Source organism: Exiguobacterium sp. s102 (genome assembly GCF_018618635.1).
Lineage (GTDB): Bacteria > Bacillota > Bacilli > Exiguobacteriales > Exiguobacteriaceae > Exiguobacterium_A > Exiguobacterium_A oxidotolerans.
Genome location: NZ_JACSML010000006.1, coordinates 38,365 through 58,893, shown reverse-complemented (window position 1 = coordinate 58,893; position 20,529 = coordinate 38,365). Strand labels below are relative to the sequence as shown.

The following is a 20,529-nucleotide window of genomic DNA, read 5'->3' as shown; positions in this document are numbered from 1 at the left end:
AATGAACCTAGTGAACAAAAAGGGGATTCGTTTTTATGGATATTGGATTAATTACGCAGTATGCGACGGTCGGGCTCGTCCTGATCATCTTACAAGGATTGCTGTCGGCTGATAATGCGATGGTCATGGCGGTACTCGTTCGTCCTTTACCGGACGATCAACGAAAAAAAGCGTTGTTTTACGGACTAATCGGGGCACTCGTCCTTCGTTTCATCGCGATTTTCTTTGCGTCGTACTTAGCGACTGTTTGGGAGTTACAGGCACTTGGTGCAGCGTACCTCTTTTATGTCGCCTTTAAAGGAATCGTCGAGGCACGATCAAACAAACATCAAATACCGGATGCGATGGCATCCAAAAAAGAATCGCCGAATTTTTGGTGGACGGTCGTCAAGGTCGAATTATCTGATTTAGCGTTTGCCGTCGATTCGACACTCGCGGCCGTTGCCATGGCGACGACATTACCGATGGTCGGCGGGATGATTGGTGGACTGAACACGGGACAATTTTGGGTCGTCTTCTTCAGTGGGATCATCGGACTTGTCATCATGCGATATTTCGCAAGCTGGTTCGTTGTTTTACTCCAAAAACGACCAGGGATTGAAGAAGCAGCATTTTGGCTCGTCGCTTGGGTCGGGGTTAAGCTCGTCATCATGACGCTTGCACACCCGACCATTCATGTCTTACCGCACGAGTTTCCGGAAAGCACGCTCTGGCAGACGATTTTCTGGGTCGTTCTCGGACTGATTCTTGTCATCGGCTGGTTCAGAAGTGGTGTCAAAGAAGAAAAATAATACAAAAATTGGACAGGGTCACAACTCCTCTGTCCTTTTTGATTTTGGGGGAGATTTCATGCAAAACGGTAACTTTATTCGAATGCTGACACGGATGCAGAACGTACCACGTTGGGATGAGTATGCTCCGCGTTTTCAAGACAACGCCGCAAGTCATAGTTTTCGCGTCGCTCTATTTAGTTTAATGGCGAGCTATATCGAACAAGAGCAGCAACCCGTTGAAATCGATCGCCTGCGCTTATTAGGAAAGGCACTGTTTCACGATATGAACGAAGTGATCACCGGTCCAATCAAACACCGGACGAAAAAAGAGCCGACACTTCATGATCACATTCAGGCGATGGAGCAACAGGCGAGTGAGAAACTCGTCGCCTTATTGTCAAAATCGCTTCAAACAGAATTTACAGACTATCTCGTCCATGCCGAAGATGACACGATTGAAGGGCAAATCGTTAAAGCGATCGATACGTTCGACGCGATGTTGTTCGCAAGACGGGAAGCACGGATGACGGCGTCACCGTTCTTTGAAGCAAAAACGCTTGAACTGAAAAACTATTTACTCGAACACCCGTTACATGCCATCCGTCGCTTGACGACATCCGTCTTTGCCGAAGACGAGATGGCACATTTCATTGACAATGCATTGATGATGGATACGATTCGACGCTGGAAAGGGCGCTTCAATACGATTGATGACAATGACGCGACACATGCGTTTCGGGCGGCTTCCCTCGGCTTGTTCAACGGTCTGATCGAGTCGAAAAAGTACGGGGTTACGATCGATACGGCTGAAGTCGTTTCGCGTTTGCTCTGTCACGATTTAGTCGAAGGGACGACAGGGGACGTCCTCGGACCGGTCAAACATGCGACGCCGGTCACGGCAGCTGCCTTTGAGGCCTATGAACGGGCAGAAGGGGAGGCGTTGATTGGATTATTACCTGACGTGATGCGAACAGAATTTTATCGTTTTCTCGTCGAAGCGAAAGATGATACGTATGAAGGACAGATGGTAGACGTCGTCGATAAGCTCGATGCGTTGATTAAAATGAACATGGAGCGCAAGTTGAACGGAGTGGAATATGAGACAGGCTACCGGGCGCAACTGAAGAAAGTCCAGACGGCGTACGAAAATCCATCTGTCGTCTTTTTCCTCGCCTATGTCTTGCACGACTTGGATTACGTAACGACTTAAGGAGGAAATCGGATGGCAGATGTTTCACTCGTGAAAACGAAACGACTTACCTTGATTTTAATTTTAGGCTCATTGGCAGCACTCGGTCCGCTCTCGATTGACATGTATTTACCTGCTTTCCCCGACATGTCCCGTTCATTCGGGGCGAGTGCGTCGATGATTCAATTGAGTTTGACGGCATGTATGCTTGGCATGGCGCTCGGTCAATTGATTGTCGGACCGCTTAGCGATGTCCGCGGACGGAAACGTCCCTTAATGCTCGCACTCGTCGCCTATCTCCTCGCCTCGCTTGCATGTGCGTTTGCTCCGACGATCGAAGTGTTGATTGCACTTCGTTTTGTGCAAGGGGCGGCTGGTGCTTCCGGCATCGTCATTTCGCGCGCGATCGTTCGTGATTTGTTTGAAGGACCGGAATTGACGAAGTTCTTTGCTGCTTTATCTCTTGTTAACGGGACGGCTCCGATTTTAGCACCAGTCATCGGTGGACAAATTTTACGTTTCGGTGATTGGCATGTGGTGTTCTATTTACTGGCCATCTTAAGTACGATGATGCTGCTTGCCGTTGCTTTCCGGTTACCGGAAACACTGCCGGTGCATCACCGGGTCGAAGGGAATCTCGCGACGACGGTTCGGACGTTCGGTCGTTTATTGACGGACCGCGTGTTCATCGGTTACGCCTTTGCACAAGCGTTCGTCATGGGTGCGATGTTCGCCTATATCTCCGGTTCGCCGTTCGTTTTACAAAACATTTACGGTGCGAGTCCGCAACAGTTTAGTTTCCTGTTCGGCTTGAACGGGATTGGAATCATCATCGCGGCTCAAATCGCAGGACGACTGGCCGGTCGCGTCGATAGTGAGAAATTGATGCGGATTGCCTTAATGATTGTTGCGACGGCAAGCATCTTGTTGTTCCTCGGCTTGACCTTATCCGATGCCTTGATTTTTGTCATGATTCCACTTTTCTTCGTTGTGTCGAGCGTCGGTCTGATTTCAACGCTTGGTTTTACACTTGCGATGCAAAACTACGGGAAGACGGCAGGGAGCGCATCTGCTTTGCTCGGTCTCTTGCCGATGCTCGTCGGTTCACTCGTTTCACCACTCGTCGGAATCATGGGCGAGGACTCGGCTTTACCGATGGGGTTGATTATCATGACACTTGATTGTGCAGCACTCGTCATCTACTATGTTTTGATTGTTAAACGGAAAAAGTAAACGGATTAAAACCGAGGAGCATTGCTCTTCGGTTTTTTTGTTTATCCGCATGAAAAATGGAAAAAGGAAATTGGTTTTTGAAACCATTTCCAAAAACTAGCGTACATAAAACTGAACGGATTAAACAGGAAAGGAGCACGAAGATGAGAAAACGACGTCAACCTGTCGCGGCCACGCCAAGTCAAGGAGCACTCGAAAGTTTGCTAGCGCGTCATTACGCGGCACAGAAAAAGTATGCACGGCGTTTGCAAGAAGACACCAGTCCGCGTGAGCGTGAGCTGGCACACCTGCTGTATGAAGAAAACCGGCATGAATACAAACGGATTTATCATCAGCTTTATGGCTCGAGTGCTTTTATCGAGGTGACAGAAGATGGACGTTAGTACGTTGTATCTCTATGCACTGGCAGCAGCAGGATGTGGCGTTTTGTTATCGGTCGTGTTCTCGGACCTGGTTCCGGGCGTCGATCAAATTTTTCATCCGACGTTGATTTTATCATTCGTCATTTTAACGTCGGCTTTCGGATTCGGACTTGAGCATTTAACAGCCATGAGCTCATTGATGATCTTATTGCTCAGTGGATTCATCAGTCTTATTTTGACGACCTTAGTGCACTTGTTCATTTTTGTACCGCTTGCCGAAGCCGAGCAGTCGCTGGGTTTTTCCGAGCAGATGCTAGAAGGAAGAAGTGCAACGGTCATTTTATCGATCCCGAGTGACGGATATGGAGAAATTTTAGTCGATGATGTCTCCGGACGGATTTCAAAATCAGCCGTTTTATTTGAAGGACCGCCACTCGATCAAGGAACGAAAGTCATCATCATTGAAATCAAACAAGGGGTGGCGCACGTCATGACCTACCCGAACCAATGGAAAGAGGAGATGTTTACGTGAATCCAGTTATTATTGTGGCGATTATCGCCGGCGCGCTCATTTTAGCGCTTGTTGCTCTATTTATCACGAAGTATCGGACAGTTGGGCCAGAAGAAGCGTTAATCGTGTCGGGGAGTTATCTCGGAAATAGTCCAAGTGTCAATACGGATGAATCCGGTAACCGCGTTAAAATCATTCGCGGTGGCGGGGCATTCATCTTGCCTGTCTTCCAACAGGCGACACCGCTCAGTTTACTGTCGAGCAAGCTCGAAGTAACAACGCCTGAAGTTTATACGGAACAAGGTGTTCCGGTCATGGCGGATGGAACGGCAATCATTAAAATCGGCAGCTCGATTTCGGAAATCGCGACGGCAGCCGAGCAATTCCTCGGGAAATCAAAGGAAGACCGTGAAAGTGAGGCGCGGGAAGTCCTCGAAGGTCACTTGCGGTCGATTCTTGGATCGATGACGGTCGAAGAAATCTATAAGAACCGCGATAAATTTTCGCAAGAAGTGCAACGTGTCGCGTCACAAGATCTCGCGAAAATGGGACTGATCATCGTCTCGTTCACGATTAAAGATGTCCGCGATAAAAACGGTTATCTCGAATCACTCGGGAAACCACGCATCGCGCAAGTACGCCGTGACGCTGATATCGCGACGGCGGATGCTGAAAAAGAAACGCGGATCAAACGGGCAGAAGCTTCAAAAGATGCGAAAAAAGCAGAGCTCGAGCGCGCGACTGAAATCGCGGAAGCGGAAAAAGAAAACCAGCTGAAGATGGCAGACTATCGTCGCGAACAAGACATCGCGAAGGCGAAAGCCGACCAAGCCTACGACTTAGAAAATGCACGCGCGCAACAAGAAGTCACAGAGCAACAAATGCAAATCAAAATCATCGAACGGCAAAAACAAATCGAACTCGAAGAACGTGAAATTCTCCGTCGCGAGAAACAGTACGACGCAGAAGTTAAAAAACGTGCCGATGCCGATCGGTACTCGATCGAACAGGCAGCACAAGCGGACCGGGCGAAACAATATGCAGAAGCCGATGCGACGAAATACCGGATTGAAGCGTCAGCGAAGGCCGATGCGGAACGGATTCGCCTTGATGGTCTCGCAAAAGCCGACGCCGAGCGGGCACAAGGGGAAACCGAGGCGGACATCATCCGCCTGAAAGGTCTTGCGGAAGCAGAAGCAAAAGAGAAGATTGCCCAAGCCTTCGAACAATTCGGACAAGCGGCGATTCTCGACATGGTCATTCGCATGATGCCGGAGTATGCGAAAGAAATCGCAGCACCACTCGGTAACATCGACAAGATCACGGTCGTCGATACAGGGAACGGTGAAGGTGGCGGTGCGAACCGTGTGACGGGTTATGCGACGGACTTGATGGCGTCACTCCAAGAGACGTTGAAGGCTTCTTCCGGAATCGATGTCAAAGAATTGATTGAGAATTTTTCTGGAAAAGGGACAGCCAAACCGTTGACGGTCAACTTGAATCAAGGCGAACCGGTAGCGACGGGAGCGAAAACAGAAGGATAAGAAGATTGATTGGTTATTCGAAAAAAAGCGACTCGTACACTTCATGTGTGCGAGTCGCTTCAGCATATAGATAACGTAGTAGGGGGATAAAACCTTCTTCCATCTAAAGACTGTAGACAAAGTGCTATCGGGAGATAAAGCGTCTTTATTCGTTGCTTTCCTCGGGCGAGGCGCAAGCCGTTGCTCCTTGGTCCTAACGGACAACGAGCAGGGTCTTGCCTGCCTCTGAAAGTGCGTTAAAAACGCACTTTTTCCCGTAGGAGTCAACGAAACGTGACGCTTTTTAGATAATACCGTGACGGAAAGCCGGGCATGAAGACGGTTTAGAGCGCATCCGTCTCGAATCGCTTTGAAGACGAGGCGAGACAGGGAAGCGCGACACAACAGCAGACCGAAGAAAAACCTTCACTTCTCATAAGTAGTTGCCTACAACCTAAAGACTCGCTCACTCATTCGAGTGGCGAGTCTTTTTTTATTAAAAAGAAAAATAAATGCACTTAAGCCGGTAAATCATACGCGATGACGATGAGACCCGGTCCTGTATGGGAACCGATGGCAGCACCAGCGAATGTAATGAGGATCTCACTCGGATGAAAGTGGGCTTCAATCAATTGTTTGAGCATCTCGGCCCGTTCAATCGAGTCACCGTGACCGATGATGATGCGGTGTCCGTCAATCATCGGACGCGCTTCTTCCATCCATTCGACGATCCGGTTCATGACCTTTTTCTGACCACGAATCTTTTCTTTCGGGATCAACTTACCGTCTTCGACCGTCAAGAGCGGCAGAATCGATAATAATCCACCGATGAAGGCACTCGCACGTGACACACGACCACCACGCATCAGGTACTCGAGTGATTCAACCGTGAACAAGTGACGGATCGAATTCACTTTTTGTTCTGCATAGGCTTTTGTTTCGTCAAACGTATGTGTTTTCGCGAAGGTCGCGACATCAAGGACGAAGAGTCCTTGACCGGTCGATGCTGTTTTCGTATCAATGACGGCGTACGGAACATCGGGATATTGTTCGGCGAGTTCTTCTGCGAGCATCGTTGCCGTTTGATAGGTGCCGGATAGATCACTTGAAAAAGCGAGATAGAGGAACGGTTCCCCTTGTTCGAAGTGTGCTTTGAAGACTTCCGCGATCCGCGTGACCTCGACTTGGAAAGTTTTTGGCGCAGCACCGTCACGCATTTTAGCATAGAGCTCCTCCGGCGAAATCGTTTCGCCGTCAAAATACGTGTCGTCTCCAATCAATACACCGAACGGCATGATTGTGATGTCATGGGCATCTAATAATTCTTGCGGTGCATCGGCACCACTATCGGTAATGAATCGTACCATTGCGTTCTCTCCTTTACTTACCTAGGGCTTTTTCGTTTCGTTCGAGCATCCGGCCCAGGTTTACACCGAATCGTTCATTTTCGACTTCATCGAGGACGGACGGGACTAAATTTGTGCCGAGTGCCATCAAGGCACGGTAAGCACGGAGTAAACACTGTTCGACCGTAAGCGGAAGTTGAAGTAACTCCTCAAGAGAGGCCATTGTGTCCGGAATGATGACAGGATACGTGAATTTTGTTTCCTCGCCTTGCAGGGCGGCTTCATAAAAGTCGCGCACGAGTGCTGCGCGCTTACTCCCGCTTCCGTTGACACATAAATAAATCTGAACGGCGACCCCCCCGCGGACACGTCGTTGCGAAATCCCGGCGAACTTTTTACCGAATATCGAAAGGTCGTAAGAGCCGGGGCAATATGAGCCGACGACTTCGCCAGCGACGATCGCATCGGTTTCGTCTCTGAACATGTGCTGCACAAGGGCGAGCATCGCTTCGTAGCCGCTGTCGATATCAATGCCGCCCCGTTCTGGTAGGACAAGCGAAATGTTCAAGACACCTGCATCGAGGACGACCGCGAGTCCGCCCGAATTTCGGACGACGGGGTGAAAGCCGTGTGTATTCAAGACGTCGATTCCTTCTGTTAAGTGAGGCAGACGGGCATCTTGAATCCCGAGGACGACCGTTTCGTGGTGCACCCAAGAACGAAGTGCCGCACCTTCTGTTGCGACGGAGGCACAAAGCGTGTCGTCCATCGCGAACGATTGGGTGGCATGAAATGTCGTTCCGAGTGACGTTTGATCAAAAATACGATATTGTTCTTGTTTTAAGAGTTCGATTCCCATTGGCTCGTTCCTTTTTTTGTAGATTTGCGACATCATTATAGCATAGCCAGTGTAAACTTTATGTAAGAAGCGGATAGTCTGACAGGAACAGACTGCCCCTAAATTGAAAACAACGAAGAGAACGACCAGATGAAGGGGAGAATGACATGTATCAGTCACTAGGTCAATTAAGAGAAACTAAGGTCTTTAAAGATCCGGTTCATCGTTATATTTATGTCAGCGACCAATTGATTTGGCAACTGATTGGAACAAAGGAGTTTCAACGGCTTCGCAGGGTCAAACAACTCGGGACATCCTTTTTGACGTTTCACGGAGCGGAGCATACACGGTTTCATCATTCGCTTGGTGTGTATGAGATTACACGCCAACTGATTGACGTCTTTAACGGTCGTGCTGACTGGGATGACCAATACCGCGAGCTGACGCTCGTCGCAGCCTTGCTTCATGACGTCGGGCACGGACCCTTTTCCCATGCCTTCGAAAATGTCTTTGGTGTCGATCACGAGGAGTGGACGGAACGAATCATTCTCGGGGATACGGAAATCAAACGAGTCCTCGATCAAGTTGGCGAAGGCTTTGCGGAAGAAGTCGCCTCCGTCATCAATAAGACGCATCCGAACCAGTTGCTCGTGACGATGATCAGTTCGCAACTCGACGTCGACCGGATGGATTACTTATTGCGTGACGCCCATTTCGCCGGTGTCAGTTACGGGAAGTTTGATTTAGAACGCATGTTGCGTGTCTTACGTCCCGCACACAATCAGATGGTCGTCAAACAATCAGGCATGCACTCGATTGAAGACTACATCATGCGCCGGTATCAGATGTACTGGCAAGTCTATCTGCACCCGGTCACACGATCGAGCGATTACTTATTAAAAGCGATTCTCGAGCGGGCGAAGGAACTGTATACCTCGGGTTATGTGTTTGACATCCATCCGGTTCATTTGATTCCGTTATTTGACCAAACGATGGCGTTGAAGAATTACCTCGCGCTTGATGAAACGATTGTTTATTTCTATTTCCAACAATGGATGGAAGAACACGATGCGATTCTTAGTGACTTGTCACGTCGGTTCGTCAATCGAAAATTATTTAAGTACGTCGACTACCCACCAGAAAAGCGGGAAGCAATCCATGAAAAACTAGCAGAACTGTTCAATAAAATCGGACTCGATCCGGCATATTACTTGTTAGAAGATAAATTAAGTCGCCTTCCGTATGATTTATATGGAGAGAACGGAGAAATCAGTAAACAGCCGATCATGCTCCAAATGAAAGACGGGCAGAAAAAAGAAATCTCACAAGTCTCCCCACTCGTCGAAGCGATCGCGAATTCAAGACAGACGGATGAAAAGTTGTTTTATCCGCAAGAAATCTTGTATGACTTACGTGAGTTCGCTAATGAAAAGATGCAGATTGATCAACTGTTGCTCGGAGGATACTCAAATGAAACGAGTCATTGAGCAGATTTTAGAACAGGTCGGGTTGTCCGGAATTGAGACGGAAGTTTTACCCGGGGCGACCTCGTCGCTCGTCGTACGGGCGGGCGACAGTGTTATCCGAATCCATACGAATCCAAACTGGTTGCAACAAGAACAGGACCTCGTCGCGCACGAGGTCTTTGCGCTAAAGACGGCGGGGCCGCTTGCACCGCGCGTCCTCAAGTATCAAGAAGCGTGGATCGGCGAGATTCCACCTTGGCTTCAGATGACGTATGTCCAAGGGGTGGTGCAACTTACGCCACTTGACGATCTGTATGTGGAGCGACTGGCACGGACGTTAGTCGCAATTCATCGCTTACCGGTCCCAAAAACTTCGTATGTATATAAACCCTATAGTAAAACCCGTGTCGTTCCGACCTGGGCAACCGAAATCGCCGCCTGGGACTGGGCAAGTGCACCAGCACCAGCGCCTAGTGAACAGATTCGATTCATCCATCGTGATTTCCATCCGGTTAATGTGTTATACGATTTAGGGGAAAAGTATAACGTAGTTGATTGGGTGAGTGCATGTGTTGGACCGATTGAAGCAGACGTGGCGCATTGCCGGCTGAACCTTGCTTTACTCGAGTCCGTCGAAGTTGCGGACCGGTTTTTAAAATTTTATCAGGCGATGAGCGGGCTTACTTACGATCGGAGATGGGACTTAAATGCTGTTTTCGATTTTGGACCCGAAACAATTACTGTATATCCGGGGTGGGAAGCATATGGAAAGCGAAACCTCAGTCAGGACAATGTTCGGAAACGCCTGGAAAACTTTGTCTTGAAAGTTTATGAAAATAACGAAAGCGGTTACTAAATGAACTTTACCTATTGCAGTTCTGACGAATGTTGATTATTCTAGTACTTGGGACAGAGATTAAACGTCAGACATCGTACTTATGTACAACTGATAAACAACTAATAGATTGAGGGGTACTTCATGAAATATTTAATCGCGTTACTCGGACTGGTCGTCGTTTTTGGACTAGCTCTACTCGTCAGCAGCAATCGTAAAAGTATCAAATTGAAACCGCTTGCGGTCATGCTAGTGCTTCAGCTCGTTCTCGGATTCATCTTATTGAACACGTCGTTCGGTTATATTATCATCCGCGGTGTAGCGAGTGTCTTTGAAAAGTTACTTGGTTATGCAGCAATCGGAATTAACTTTGTCTTTGGTGGACTTGCGAATGAAGGGGCACAGCCATTCTTCATCAACGTTCTTCTTCCTATTGTCTTTATCTCAGCATTAATCGGAATTTTACAGTTCACGAAAATCCTCCCGCTCTTAATGCGCGGAATCGGATTTGTCTTGTCGAAGATTAACGGCATGGGACAACTTGAATCATACAACGCCGTCGCCTCGGCAGCGATCGGTCAATCTGAAGTCTTCATCACAGTCAAAAAACAAATCGGTAAATTACCGGCAAACCGTCTCTATACATTGTGTGCTTCGGCGATGTCGACCGTTTCAATGTCAATCGTCGGTGCTTACATGACAATGGTGGAACCGAAATATGTCGTTACGGCCATCGTCTTAAACCTCTTTGGTGGATTTATGATTGTTTCAATCATCAATCCGTATACGGTCGATCCAAACGAAGATATCTTAGAAATCGTCGAAGAGAAACAAACGTTCTTCGAGATGCTCGGCGAATACATCTTGGATGGATTTAAAGTCGCAATCATCGTCGGTGCGATGTTAATCGGATACAACGCATTGATTGGGATGGTCAACGACATCTTCTTGATGGTTCTTGGTATCTCGTTCCAAGAAATTCTCGGGTACATCTTTGCGCCATTCGCTTTTATCATGGGTGTTCCATGGGCAGAAGCAGTCAGTGCTGGTAGCATCATGGCAACGAAATTGATCACGAACGAATTCGTCGCGATGCTCAGTCTTCCTGAGTACACGAAAGAATTCTCAGAGCGTACACTCGGAATCGTATCGGTCTTCTTGATTTCATTCGCGAACTTCTCGTCAATCGGGATCATCGCGGGTGCAGTTAAAGGACTCGACGATCGCCAAGGCAGTGTCGCTGCGAGCTTCGGTCTTAAATTATTGTACGGTGCGACGCTCGTCAGTGTTCTGACAGCAATCGTCGTCAGTGTCATCATCTAATGAGAACTTAACATGCCCGCTGACATCTTTGTCGGCGGGTATTTTAGATTGTGGAAAAAGTCGATATTGGGAACTGCAAGCGTTTTTATTCGTTGCTTTCCTCGGTCTTGCCTGCCTCTGAAAGTGCGTTAAAAACGCACTTTTTCCCGTAGGAGTCAACGAACCGTGACGCTTTTTAGGGAATACCATGTGGGAAATCAGGAAAGACGGTTTAGAGTACAATCTGTCTCGATATCGCATGTTCGCGCTTCATAAGAGTTTTTCTACCCGCTGACATTTTTGTCGGCGGGTATTTTAGATTGTAGAAAAAAATTGTGGACCAGACAAGCGTCATCTATTTTCGTTGCTCTCTCCAGGCTTACCTGGAAAGCGAGGATGTCGGAAACATCCGCCACAAGAATTGATTTGGTTAGACTCATCTTGGTTTGCGGAGAAGGGGATGGTGGAATTGGTTAATACATCATTTTAGCGACTTTCGAGAAAGGGAGATGCTGAACGTGCTATTTATGTTGATCGTTAAAGGATCAAAGCGTGCAGAAGCGGGTGAGCGTCCAAGTCCTGAGCTTATGGAAGCGATGTCCGAGTACAATCAAGCGTTACGCGATGCAGGGGTACATGTGATGGCGAAAGGACTCTATCCGAGCTCGAACGGGATGCGCTTTTCTTATCGTGGACCTGGAGATCGACCGATCGTTACGGAAGGACCATTCATGCAAATAGAGGAATTGATTGCTGGATTTATTTTGATCGATGTCGCGTCACGAAAAGAAGCAATCGACTGGGCACTACGGATGCCGGATCCGCAAGGGCACGGTGAAGGGGAAATTGAACTACGACAAGTGTTTGATTGAAAGTAAGCAAACTAAAACATGACGATGAATCCAGCATGCCTGACGGCGCACGGGATTCATCGTCATGTTGATTTTTGAAATCATTGATGGGAAGCAATCCCCACGCGCTTACGACTGAAGAGATGTTCGTTATAGGCTTCAAAAGCAAAACGGGCGACGTTGCGGCGAGGAATCGGTCCTGTCTCCTGTGTGAAGCGGGGTGCTTCAATTAAGAGATCATTGATTTCATCGTCTTCCGTCAATTGAGTCGGACAGATGACAGTGAAGTCAACGTCAGCATCCTTTAATGTCAAATAAGCTTTCAAATGATCTTCAGCAGCCACTGTCGAACGGCGGCGCGATTCGCTTGACTGGAAGCGGTACTTCCCGGGTTCTTCTGAGGCATCGAGAATGCCAGCCGTCCCGATGAAGATGATCCGTTCGATCTGTTGTTCCTTCATTTTCGTGACGAGATGGGGAATCGCTGTTGAAAGAACATGTTGCTGATCCGTACCAAGACAACTGAAGACGGCAGATGAACCTTGAATGACGTTCTCTAAATCTGTTACTTCCGTTGCATCTCCTTGAATGATCGTCAATTGCGGGTGCTCCGGTAACATGTGATCGGTCGAGCGGACGAGCGCACGGACATTGTGACCGGCTTGTAACAATAAATCGAGCAATGGGCGCCCTGTCCGTCCCGTTGCCCCTAAAAGGCTAAGCGTTGCCATCATAATTCATCCTCTCTCGTTCATGGTGTTATAGGTATAAGAAAGAAGATGGTCGAGCAACACGCATCGTCCATCCTTTTTTAGTTCCTTATTTATCGGCAAACATGACGCCTGCTTGTCCATAGTCCGTCTTTTCCATTTCTTCGATGAAGACGGTAATGTTTTCTTTTGGAGCATTGACTGTTTCTGAAACAGCTTCTGTTACTTTTTCGATCAGTGCACGTTTTTGTTCGACAGTCCGTCCTGAAAGCATTTTAACGGTAACGTAAGGCATAAATCGTTCCTCCTAAAAACATAATGGCAATACGCCCTCAGTATACCGTATGGAGCAGGGGGGCCGTCAAACAGCGACATCGAAACACGAAAAGACGGGTATAAGACAGGAGTGGGGGCATGTAAAAGAGAAGTAGTCGAGAGGAAAACTTAGGATGAAGAGGTGACACCAATGGAAATGGAATCTGTTATACGAAAAAAGATTCATACATTGCTTATTTTCGACCGGGCATTACCAGAGGACACGACGTATCCACTATCGGGGACGAAGGGTTTGGAAGTCGCAGAAGTTATTTTTGATGAAAGCATTCCGTTTGGTCGACTTGTGACGGATAAAGAATTAGCGGCACTCGTCGGTACGCCGGAAGCGAAACGGTATGGAATGGTGACGTTACTTGAAGAGGATGACCGCTTTAAGCCCTTGTTCCAAAATCGGAAGTTACCGCCTGAGATTGAAACAGAAGTCGAGGAGCGTGTCCGGGAGCTTGCTAAACAACTGCGGGCGATTCGGTCTCGTTGCTCGTCGCTTGAACGCGTGATTTTGTTTGGTCGTGCGGCACAGACACTTTACGACCGGGCATTGACACGCTTGGAAGAATCAAATCCACCTGTGCATGAAGAATTGACCTCACTTGAATGTCTCCGTCTGCCGACGATTCGGCGTGTGACGAAAGAACAGCTGGAACAAGTGAAACGCTAAGCGGGACTTGCGTCAGCAGTTGAATGCGGTATGATAGAGGCAACAGCTGTAAAAGGGGTCGAGTAAAGATGGAAAAGAAGATTAACTTCAATATCATTTCAGATAATTCAACAGACGGACATGGTGGATTTGGCGTCGGGACACTCAGTTTGAACAGTATGTCACCGGTCATCATCTCGCCAGAGGACGGCGAAGCATACATCGATATGGGTGCCATGCATGCGAAAGCAGCAATTGAGAAGCGGATTAAGTTCACGACGGATCGAGCGGACGCACCGAATGGGAAACTGTACTGGATCGTTTGGGTCACGGTAGGACGTAAGTCAGAAGGGTTTTATTATGGAGGCGTCGCAGCATGCGATTTATTAGTCGATGTCGAAACACGGCGCGGGTTTAAAATCTTAGCCGATCACGTCAATAAGATGGACAAGTCACTCAAGGGACGCATCGTCGTCGATCAGATGGACGATACGTCAAAAGGACTGCTTCGTGAATTCCTGATGACACATAAACCGGAAATGTGGGCGAACGCAGAGCCTGAGTTACATGATGCACTCGCATAACTAAAAAAATCGCCGTCTCCTAGGAGGCGGCGATTTTTTATCATGATTTTAAAGTGATGACAACGATTTCGGGACGATTGAACAACCGAAACGGGAAGAGACTGTTGCCAAGACCGCGACTGACGATGAGTTGTGTCGTATCCACTGTATATTGACCGGCCGTCCGTTTCGGGAAAAATCCTTGTCCAGGTGCATACAAGCCATCTGTGAAGGGAAGTCGGATTTGACCGCCGTGAGCATGACCGGACAGAACGAGATCAATTTGCCGCTCCGCATAGAGCGGTACATATTCCGGACGATGGGCGAGTAAGAGTTGAAACGTCGATCGATCGACAGCTTCTTGTGCGGAGGCGAGGCTTTTCCGAGTTCCGTCAGACTCTTGGAGACCTTCGCTCCAGCGTGTCGTCGTTGGGTCGTCGATGCCGAGTAGAGCAATGTTTGCACCGTTATATTCGAGCGGGACTGCCGTATTCCGTAAAATTTGTACACCAATCGCTTCGAGTTTTGGTAAAAGGGTCAAGTTGCGACGAACTTCATGGTTTCCCGTGACGAAATAGACAGGATAGTCCGCAGTCAATTGTTTCATCAAAGTCAGCGCAGCGGCTTCTCCGTTTCGGCGAGAGTCGATTAAATCCCCGGTCATCACGATGAGGTCAGGCTGTGCTTGAGTAATTTTTTTGAGTAGCTTCGTTTGTTTTGGATCGAAGGATTTCCCATGTAAGTCAGCGATTTGGACGACTGTATAGTCATCGAATGCTTTTGGCAGTCGTTCTGTTTCAATCGTGATTGCGGTCGTTTCAATCACATTATTTTCTTGATATAAAAACCAACCGCCTATGACAAGAACCCCTAATGAAACGAACCAGCGTTTTCTGACGCGCAAGACCTCACTCCTCTCTTCACTAAGCATACCAAAAAGGCACCTCAGTCCGCATCGCGGAAGAGGTGCCTGACATGATTATGCTTCTTTTTTTAAATCATCAGATGCTTTCTTTTCTTCAGGTTCGTTATACAAATCAATGAACAAGGCAATGACCATCATCCCGACAACGAAGATGAACGGGAAGGCGGCTAAAATCGCGGCAGCTTGGAGAGCACTCAGCCCACCGGCATAAAGTAAAACAGCTGCGATTGAAGACTGGATGACACCCCATGTCAATTTGATTCGAAGGCTTGGCATCAAGCTACCGCCTGAAGAGAGCATTCCGAGTACGTATGTTGCTGAGTCAGCTGACGTAATGAAGAATGTCGTAATCAAGAAGACAGCTACGATACTAAGAATCGTACCAAGTGTACCAAATGTCTCGAACAAGGCGAACATACCTGTTTCGACACCTTTATCGTTAACTGTATCAATTAAGTTTACGCTGTTGAAAAGTTCGTTCCAGATTGCCGATCCACCGAAAACAGAGAACCAGAGCAGTCCGAAAATTGTTGGGACGAGCAAGATACCGAGAACGAATTCACGAATCGTCCGTCCTTTTGAAACACGTGCGATGAACGTACCGACGAATGGTGACCAAGAAATCCACCATGCCCAGTAGAAAATCGTCCAGCCGTTAATCCATGAACGTTCGTCCGGATTGAAGGCTGAGGCACGGAAACTCATGATCGGCAGGTTTTGTAAATAGGCACCTGTTGTTTGAACGAATAAATCCATGATGAAACTGAATGGTCCGAGGAACAAGACGCCGACCATCAAGAGCGCCGCGAGAACAAGGTTCGCGTGGCTGAGGCGTACAATACCTTTGTCGAGACCAGAAGCAGCACTAATCATATAAAGGACTGAAACAACAAGGATGATCAGGAGCTGGGTCATGAACGAGTTTGGAATACCTCCGACGAGGAAATGTAAACCGCCCGAGATTTGCTGGGCGCCAAGTCCAAGTGAAGTGGCAACACCGAATGCTGTTGCGACGATCGCGAGAACTTCAACTGTCCCTTTACCTGCAGCTTCATATTTCGGTTTCATAAGTGAAGCGACAGTATCGCCGATTGTCGCAGGACGTCCTTTACGGAATGTCGAGTAAGCGATTGCTAAAGCGACGATTGCATAAAGTGCCCATGGGTGAAGTCCCCAGTGGAAGAATGAATAGCGCATCGCAAGACGTGCTGCTTCAGTCGGGTCACTCGTCGCAACCGGTGGTGTATGGAAGTGTGTCAATGGCTCTGAAACACCCCAGAAGACAAGCCCAATCCCCATACCGGCGCTAAAGAGCATCGCGAACCAAGAAATCAGGTTATATTCAGGGCGATCAGAGTCTTTTCCGAGTCGGATAGAACCGAAACGCGAGAAGACGAGGAAGATTGCAACTAATAAAAAGACGCTCATACCGAATAAGTAGAGCCAGCCGAAGCCATTTGTAACAAAGTTTTGTGCGACTGCTGTTACGTTGCCAAGATTTGCGGCACCAATGAGTGATTCAGGTAAGATTCCCCATATGGTAAAGAGCACACAGAAAATGACGGATACAATAAAGACGTTCGTGATCTTGCTTTTTCGATTATTTTCCATCGTGGTCAACACCTTCTTTCGAATTTTACATGTTTGTTTTGTTTCATGTTGTAAATACTGAAAAATTGCTATACAACGATTAGTAATACCCGTAACTTCAAAAACAAAACCTTATCACGCAAGTTACTACCGTAACAAACTTATAGTAAGGATGGCAAATGCTGTGGGTAATGAAAGATGGGGATTTCTAGAAAAAAAGGGTGGTAAAGTCGTTTGAACTGGCTTTGTGTAGCGATTTTTGAAAAAAATGAAAAAATCTAATTTTTCTTTTGTTTCTCTAGTATTTCCCGAAAAGATTGATTTGTAACATTTAATATCAAGCAGAATAGCAGACGGGTGATTTCAGATTTGCTATCGTTGTGAAATAATCAACCACAGTCACTGGAGGAATGAAACGATGAGTCACGAACAAACCAAACAAGAGATTTTAGCCGCCTTTCAATCACGTCATGCGACGAAAGCATTTGATCCTTCGAAAAAGATCACACCAGCAGACTTCGCATTTATTTTAGAAACCGCGCGTCTCTCCCCAAGTTCATTTGGTTATGAGCCTTGGAACATGCTCGTCATCCAAAATGAAGCATTGCGTGAAGAACTTCGTACCGTCTCGTGGGGTGCCCAAGGACAATTGCCGACAGCGAGCCATTATGTCATTTTCCTTGCACGGACAGGTGCGCAAATGCAACCAGATGGTCCGCATGTCACGCACATGATGGACGCACTCGGTTTGTCAGACGAGGCAAAACAAGGGCGGACGACGCGGTATGGTCTTTTCCTCGAAGAAGACTTTAAAATCGGGAATAATGAAAAAGCGATGGAAGACTGGTCAGCGAAACAGGCCTATATCGCGCTCGGAAACATGATGTCGACGGCAGCACAAATCGGAATCGATTCATGTCCGATTGAAGGATTTGATCAAGAGGCGATTGAAAAAATCTTAGTCGACCATGATTTACTCGACCGGACTGTATTTACGGTTCCTGTCATGGTAGCGTTCGGTTACCGGGCGGATGAACCGAAACGTGCGAAACAACGCCGTGACTTGGATGAAATCGTCACTTTCGTCGAGTAAACACTCAGATAGTTTTTTTCGAATTATATAGAAGTTTCTTTCAAAATTCGGTATACTCGCATTTGTATGATTAAGAAGCGCCGTAAACGCCACTCGCATACGAACAACTTTTGTCTTGAGAAAGAAAGGGGTTCTATCGCAAATGGAACAAAAATTAAAGTTATGGTTCACGGAACACCAAACGGAAGATTACGGTATCACATTCCGTGTCAACCACGTTTATGAGAGCGAACAAACGGAGTTTCAACGCCTGGAGATGGTTGAGACGGACGAGTTCGGTACAATGTTGTTACTTGACGGGATGGTCATGACAACGGACAGAGATGAGTTCGTGTATCACGAAATGGTCGCACACGTCCCATTGTTCACACACCCGAACCCGAAATCGGTTCTCGTCGTAGGTGGGGGAGACGGCGGAGTCATCCGTGAAGTCTTAAAACACCCATCGGTCGAAAAAGCAGTTCTCGTCGAAATTGATGGCAAGGTCATCGAGTACTCGAAGAAATACCTTCCGAACATCGCAGGTGGTTTAGACGACGCACGCGTCGAAGTCATTGTGGGTGACGGATTCATGCACATCGCGGAAGCGGTCAACGAATACGATGTCATCATGGTCGATTCGACAGAGCCGGTCGGTCCTGCCGTCAACCTGTTCACAAAAGGATTCTACTCTGGAATCTCGAAAGCATTAAAAGAAGACGGTATTTTCGTCGCACAATCGGACAACCCATGGTTTACACCAGATTTGATCCGTGATGTACAACGTGACGTCAAAGAAATCTTCCCAATCACAAAACTATACATCGCGAACGTTCCGACGTACCCGAGCGGTCTGTGGACATTTACGATTGGATCGAAAAAACATGATCCACTCGCTGTCGCACCAGAGCGTTTCCATGAAATCGAAACGAAGTACTATACACCGGAACTTCATACAGCAGCGTTCGCGTTGCCAAAGTTCGTCAAAGATTTAACGATTTAATTTCAAAGTAGGAGTGTTCCGTTTTCAGGGACACTCCTTTCTATGACTGGAGGAATAGAAATGCGTTTTGATGAAGCATATTCAGGTAAAGTCTTTATCGCGAGTCAACCGACTCACGAAGATGCAAAAGGTGTGTTATACGGCATGCCGATGGACTGGACGGTCAGTTTCCGCCCGGGATCACGTTTTGGCCCGGCGCGGATTCGTGAAGTATCACTTGGTCTCGAAGAATATAGTCCGTATTTAGACGGCGATATCGCCGATGCGAAATTGTTTGACGCGGGTGACATTCCGTTGCCGTTCGGCAATGCCCAAAAGTCACTCGACATGATTGAAGAGTATGTCGATTCGTTACTGACGGCAGGTAAGTTCCCGCTCGGTATGGGGGGCGAACACCTCGTGACGTGGCCGGTCGTTAAAGCCTTTGATAAACACTACGATGATTTCGTCGTCTTACATTTTGACGCACATACGGATTTACGTGACGAGTATGAAGGTGAACCGCTCTCGCATTCGACACCACTCAAAAAAATCGCCAACTTGATTGGACCGGAAAACTGCTATTCATTCGGCATCCGTTCAGGGATGAAAGAAGAATTCGAGTGGGCGAAGACGTCCGGTTACAATTTGTTCAAGTATGAAATCGTTGAACCGTTAAAGACTGTTTTGCCGAAGCTTGCCGGTAAAAAAGTTTATGTGACGATTGATATCGACGTCCTCGATCCGTCTGCTGCACCAGGAACAGGTACACAGGAAATCGGCGGCGTGACAACAAAAGAGTTACTTGAAGTCGTCCACATGATTTCACGTGCTGACGTCGACGTCATCGGAGCCGATCTCGTTGAAGTCTGCCCGGCATATGATCAGTCTGACATGACAGCGATTGCCGCTGCGAAAGTCTTACGTGAAATGATGATTGGTTTCATTAAGTAAATTTGTCTGAAATGATTGCGGGATATGTAAAAAAGTAGCGTACAAGGGGTTGTCCTTGTACGCTACTTTTTTCAGACTGTAGACAACGTGCTATTGGGAGATAAAGCGTCTTTTTTCGTTGCTTTCCTCGGGCGAGGCGCAAGCCGCTGCTCCTTGGATCCTAGCGGACAATGAGCAGGGTCTTGCCTGCCTCTGCAAGTGCGTTAAAAACGCACTTTTTCCCGTAGGAGTCAACGAAACGTGACGCTTTTTAGGTAACATCGTGACGGAAAGCCGGGCATGTAGATGGTTTAGAGCGCAATCCGTCTCGAATCTACATTCGGACGTTACAAATGCTTAGCAAAGGGTAGTGTAATCATATAGACGCCTGCCTGTTTTTTTTACAACATCCCGAAAGATTGCCGCTTGAATCATATGATCGATAAACCGATCCATGTGGTGCTGAAAAACATGATGCGTCTAAAAAGACATAGGATGGGCAGTACATTTCTTCATTTGTACAGTTTATCAGTTTCAGTTAAAGAAGGTGGG

21 protein-coding genes are annotated in these 20,529 nt (G+C 47.6%); 15 read left to right on the top strand and 6 right to left on the bottom strand.

Going from position 1 to position 20,529, the window contains the following annotated elements; translation table 11 throughout:
• The first annotated feature begins 35 nt into the window (after positions 1–35).
• The 6 genes from KNQ02_RS13155 (at position 36) to KNQ02_RS13130 (ending at position 5,612) form a co-directional block, all read left to right on the top strand.
• Entirely contained in the window at positions 36–791 is a 756-nt protein-coding gene (locus KNQ02_RS13155) for a TerC family protein (protein ID WP_088836086.1), read from the top strand.
• A 58-nt stretch (positions 792–849) separates the two neighbouring features.
• Complete coding sequence (locus KNQ02_RS13150; RefSeq protein WP_214808810.1) at positions 850–1,983, top strand: YfbR-like 5'-deoxynucleotidase; 1,134 nt, start codon at positions 850–852, stop codon at positions 1,981–1,983.
• Between the two features lie 12 nt (positions 1,984–1,995).
• A complete protein-coding gene (locus tag KNQ02_RS13145) occupies positions 1,996–3,195 on the top strand; it encodes a multidrug effflux MFS transporter (protein WP_088836088.1) in 1,200 nt (399 codons plus the stop codon).
• Between the two features lie 143 nt (positions 3,196–3,338).
• A complete protein-coding gene (locus tag KNQ02_RS13140; protein WP_029332376.1) occupies positions 3,339–3,578 on the top strand; it encodes a hypothetical protein in 240 nt (79 codons plus the stop codon).
• Entirely contained in the window at positions 3,568–4,089 is a 522-nt protein-coding gene (locus tag KNQ02_RS13135; RefSeq protein WP_088836089.1) for an NfeD family membrane protein, read from the top strand. The genes KNQ02_RS13140 and KNQ02_RS13135 overlap by 11 nt, the downstream gene beginning before the upstream one ends.
• Positions 4,065–5,612: a flotillin lipid rafts scaffold protein FloT gene (locus KNQ02_RS13130; protein WP_214802798.1), complete on the top strand. Its 1,548-nt coding sequence runs from the start codon at positions 4,065–4,067 to the stop codon at positions 5,610–5,612. The genes KNQ02_RS13135 and KNQ02_RS13130 overlap by 25 nt, the downstream gene beginning before the upstream one ends.
• Positions 5,613–6,109: 497 nt before the next feature.
• Here the strand turns inward: KNQ02_RS13130 and KNQ02_RS13125 are convergent, their stop codons facing one another.
• Together KNQ02_RS13125 and lipL are read right to left on the bottom strand one after the other, a co-directional pair.
• A complete protein-coding gene (locus tag KNQ02_RS13125) occupies positions 6,110–6,958 on the bottom strand; it encodes a DegV family protein (protein WP_214808807.1) in 849 nt (282 codons plus the stop codon).
• A gap of 13 nt (positions 6,959–6,971) precedes the next feature.
• Positions 6,972–7,796: an octanoyl-[GcvH]:protein N-octanoyltransferase gene (lipL, locus tag KNQ02_RS13120; protein ID WP_088836093.1), complete on the bottom strand. Its 825-nt coding sequence runs from the start codon at positions 7,794–7,796 to the stop codon at positions 6,972–6,974.
• Between the two features lie 146 nt (positions 7,797–7,942).
• Between lipL and KNQ02_RS13115 the strand changes: the two genes are divergently transcribed.
• The 4 genes from KNQ02_RS13115 to KNQ02_RS13100 all read left to right on the top strand — a co-directional run bounded on the left by KNQ02_RS13115 (position 7,943) and on the right by KNQ02_RS13100 (position 12,250).
• Positions 7,943–9,262 carry an HD domain-containing protein gene (locus KNQ02_RS13115; protein WP_088836094.1) on the top strand — a complete coding sequence of 440 codons (1,320 nt, stop codon included), beginning with the start codon at positions 7,943–7,945 and terminating at the stop codon, positions 9,260–9,262.
• Positions 9,246–10,097, top strand: a complete 852-nt coding sequence (locus tag KNQ02_RS13110; protein ID WP_214767694.1) for a phosphotransferase family protein — start codon at positions 9,246–9,248, stop codon at positions 10,095–10,097. Before KNQ02_RS13115 ends, KNQ02_RS13110 begins: the two co-directional genes overlap by 17 nt.
• Before the next feature lie 123 nt (positions 10,098–10,220).
• Positions 10,221–11,399 carry a NupC/NupG family nucleoside CNT transporter gene (locus KNQ02_RS13105; RefSeq protein WP_029332383.1) on the top strand — a complete coding sequence of 393 codons (1,179 nt, stop codon included), beginning with the start codon at positions 10,221–10,223 and terminating at the stop codon, positions 11,397–11,399.
• 488 nt (positions 11,400–11,887) lie between these two features.
• Positions 11,888–12,250 (top strand): YciI family protein, encoded by a 363-nt coding sequence (locus KNQ02_RS13100; protein WP_251133088.1) that lies wholly within the window; start codon positions 11,888–11,890, stop codon positions 12,248–12,250.
• Between the two features lie 80 nt (positions 12,251–12,330).
• Here KNQ02_RS13100 and KNQ02_RS13095 read toward each other — a convergent pair whose 3' ends face one another.
• Entirely contained in the window at positions 12,331–12,960 is a 630-nt protein-coding gene (locus KNQ02_RS13095; RefSeq protein WP_088836098.1) for an NAD(P)-dependent oxidoreductase, read from the bottom strand.
• An 88-nt stretch (positions 12,961–13,048) separates the two neighbouring features.
• Positions 13,049–13,234 carry a 2-hydroxymuconate tautomerase gene (locus KNQ02_RS13090; RefSeq protein WP_029332386.1) on the bottom strand — a complete coding sequence of 62 codons (186 nt, stop codon included), beginning with the start codon at positions 13,232–13,234 and terminating at the stop codon, positions 13,049–13,051.
• Positions 13,235–13,405: 171 nt separating this feature from the next.
• On the opposite strand from KNQ02_RS13090, the gene KNQ02_RS13085 reads away from it, so the two are divergent.
• Both KNQ02_RS13085 and KNQ02_RS13080 read left to right on the top strand, forming a co-directional pair.
• Positions 13,406–13,933, top strand: coding sequence for a hypothetical protein (locus KNQ02_RS13085; protein WP_214767698.1), 528 nt, complete (start codon positions 13,406–13,408; stop codon positions 13,931–13,933).
• Between the two features lie 68 nt (positions 13,934–14,001).
• On the top strand, positions 14,002–14,496 hold the full coding sequence (locus KNQ02_RS13080; RefSeq protein WP_214767701.1) for a YwhD family protein: 495 nt from the start codon (positions 14,002–14,004) through the stop codon (positions 14,494–14,496).
• A 40-nt stretch (positions 14,497–14,536) separates the two neighbouring features.
• Here the strand turns inward: KNQ02_RS13080 and KNQ02_RS13075 are convergent, their stop codons facing one another.
• Positions 14,537–15,379, bottom strand: a complete 843-nt coding sequence (locus KNQ02_RS13075) for a metallophosphoesterase (protein WP_251135086.1) — start codon at positions 15,377–15,379, stop codon at positions 14,537–14,539.
• 75 nt (positions 15,380–15,454) lie between these two features.
• Complete coding sequence (locus tag KNQ02_RS13070; RefSeq protein ID WP_088836101.1) at positions 15,455–17,011, bottom strand: BCCT family transporter; 1,557 nt, start codon at positions 17,009–17,011, stop codon at positions 15,455–15,457.
• Positions 17,012–17,408: 397 nt separating this feature from the next.
• Here KNQ02_RS13070 and KNQ02_RS13065 point away from each other — a divergent pair, with 397 nt between their 5' ends.
• The 3 genes from KNQ02_RS13065 (at position 17,409) to speB (ending at position 19,998) form a co-directional block, all read left to right on the top strand.
• Positions 17,409–18,083, top strand: a complete 675-nt coding sequence (locus tag KNQ02_RS13065) for an NAD(P)H-dependent oxidoreductase (RefSeq protein WP_214808801.1) — start codon at positions 17,409–17,411, stop codon at positions 18,081–18,083.
• A 142-nt stretch (positions 18,084–18,225) separates the two neighbouring features.
• Positions 18,226–19,065, top strand: a complete 840-nt coding sequence (gene speE / locus KNQ02_RS13060; protein ID WP_014969274.1) for a polyamine aminopropyltransferase — start codon at positions 18,226–18,228, stop codon at positions 19,063–19,065.
• Positions 19,066–19,125: 60 nt separating this feature from the next.
• Complete coding sequence (gene speB, locus KNQ02_RS13055; protein WP_214767707.1) at positions 19,126–19,998, top strand: agmatinase; 873 nt, start codon at positions 19,126–19,128, stop codon at positions 19,996–19,998.
• Positions 19,999–20,529 lie beyond the last annotated feature (531 nt).